General features: G+C 62.6%; 1 protein-coding gene. It reads right to left on the bottom strand.

The genetic code is table 11. The features are described from left to right. Positions 1-1806, bottom strand: a 1806-nt coding sequence (locus NMQ16_RS19090) for an amidase family protein (RefSeq protein WP_257082553.1), incomplete at its 3' end; no start/stop codon positions are given. Positions 1807-2468: the final 662 nt, after the last annotated feature.

Below are 2468 nucleotides of genomic sequence, written 5' to 3'. Positions count from 1 at the left end.
GTCGGCCTTGTCGTACGGGCCGGTCGCCGTCTGGTTCAGCCGGCGTGCGACGAGCGAAACATCGGTCCCGTTGACCTTGCCGTCGCCGTTGATGTCGCCGCGCAGCACAACGTCGGTCGGCAGTGGCGGCGCGCTCGGCGGGACAAAGCGACCCTTGGTGGCCTGTTCGAGTGCGTAGGCCAGCTCAATGAGTCGCGGCTCGCCGAAGCGGCGGCCGGCAAACGACACCCCGGCCGGGATCGGCACGTCGTTCGAAATGACCGAACCGTACGGAATGACGATGCTCGGGTAGCCGGCACGCGCCCACAGACCCGCACTGCCGCTGCCCGAATAGAAGACGGCGTCGTAATCGTCCTCTGTCCCGCGCTCGCCATCCGGTCCATCCAGCGCATCGTTGATGCTGGTGCGCGAATTGATGAAGCCCAGCGTGCGGTCCGCAATGTACTTTGCGGTGTCGGCGCTGCCCGGACTGATATCGAGATTGTTTGATGTGATGAACGTGGTCTGGCCGTACTTGATCGTGTCGGCCGTGGTCAGCGGCAGAGGCGGATCGGCGTTGAACGCGATCAGGTCAGCCAGCGACTGGATCGGAAAACTGTCGGACAGGCTGTCGAAGTAAAGATTGACGTCACGTTTCTGGCCGTAGTTCAGGACGCCGGGCGCATTTGCCCCCGGCAGACTGGAACCCCTGATGTCCACCGTCGCACCCAGGTCACGCATCTTCGCAATAGCCGAGTTCATGATATCGGCACGATTGTTCGGGATCGTGGCCACGAGAATGCGCGCGCCAGCCAGCCCATCGGCCTTCAGGAAGGGGGTGTAGTCGTCGAAGCAGTTGCCCGGTTCGAGACATTCCAGGGTCGCATCGTCGCTGGGGTCGTAACCGGCGATCACACCAAGCAGGATCGCGGCGTCCGTCACGGTGCGCGTCATCGGGCCGGCGGTGTCCTGGTCGGCGGTGATCGGGATGATGCCGTCGCGACTCACCAGACCGACGGTCGGCTTGATGCCGACGATGCCGTTGGCGTTCGATGGGCTCAGGATGGAGCCCGATGTTTCGGTACCGATCGTCAGCGCGACCAGATTGGCGGCGGCCGCAATGCCGGAGCCGGAACTGGAGCCGCTCGGATTGAGCAGCGGTCGGCCGTCCGGAGTGGTGGTCGACGGGCGCGTGTCGTACGGGTTGTAACCGTAGCCACCCAGATTGCTGAAGCCGGACACACCGCCGCTGGTCATGAAGTTGGCGAATTCGCTCAGCGTGGCCTTGCCGATGATGATGGCGCCGGCCTCGCGCATCTTTCGGGTGATGAAAGCGTCGTCCGGCGGAATCGAATCCTTCAGCGCCACGGCACCACCGGTGGTCGGCATATCGTAAGTGTCGATGATGTCCTTCAGCAGGATCGGCACGCCGTACAGCGGACCGACTGTCGTGTTGGGCGCGAAACGGGCTGCGTCCAGCGCCTTGGCCGTGTTGACGGCTTCGGGATTCACGTAGATGTAGGAATTGAGCTTCGGACCGCNCGCGAAACGGGCTGCGTCCAGCGCCTTGGCCGTGTTGACGGCTTCGGGATTCACGTAGATGTAGGAATTGAGCTTCGGACCGCCGTCGTCATACGCTGCGACGCGGGCCAGATACATATTGATCAGTTGTTCTGCGGACAGAAGCCTCGACTGGAAGGCTTCCTGGATTTGCGGCACCGTTGCCTCGATCAGACTGAACTGCTTCGGCGCGGTTTGCGCCACGGCGTTGAATGCGGCCACATTGCCGATCAGCGCCATTGCAGTTGCCAATATCTTTCTCTTCATCAGGGGACCTCTCCTAGATAGAACGGTTGATAACGGGCAACTCTGTTTTTTCATCCTTTTTGTAAGGACATGTAGCAGCAGCACAAACTGGTCCACAGCTGGAAATCCATTTTTTTCCGCGGCTTGCGTCGTTTTTTCGACTCTATCCAATTGAAAGTTTGGGCGCTTTGTATGCACCGCAAGCGATGCACCGAACAGGTGCCCCCCGGGAATAAATCACGAGTGGTGCGCAGGCACAGGCGGTGACCCATGCGGGTGCGCAGGTGTTCGGCACAGCGGGCGATTCTTCGGGCAGAGAGCATGGGTGCTGTGCTTTTTTAGGAACGGCGGCGGTTTTGTGGGAGCAATGGCCTGTGGGAGCGGCGGCCTCGCCGCGATCGGCGCGTTGATCAACGATCATCGCGGCATCAATCGCGGCGAGGGCGGAGCGAGGGATTAAGCGAGCACTGCTCGCCGCCCGCAGAGCCGGCCGGCCATGCAGGGCCGGCAGTGGATCGCCGCTCCCACAAGGGCCGCTCCTGCAGGCCGCCGCTCCTGCACAGACTGCCGCGCCCACAGGGGGCGCACCGCAAAAGAAAAAGCCCCCCGCGCCTTGCGGCACGGAGGGCTTGTTCAGGCTTTCCGACGCGAACGTTCAGCCGCGACGGCGGCGGGCGGACAGT

Source organism: Methyloversatilis sp. XJ19-49, assembly GCF_024580145.1.
Taxonomy (GTDB): domain Bacteria; phylum Pseudomonadota; class Gammaproteobacteria; order Burkholderiales; family Rhodocyclaceae; genus Methyloversatilis.
This window is presented reverse-complemented; position numbering and strand designations above follow the sequence as displayed.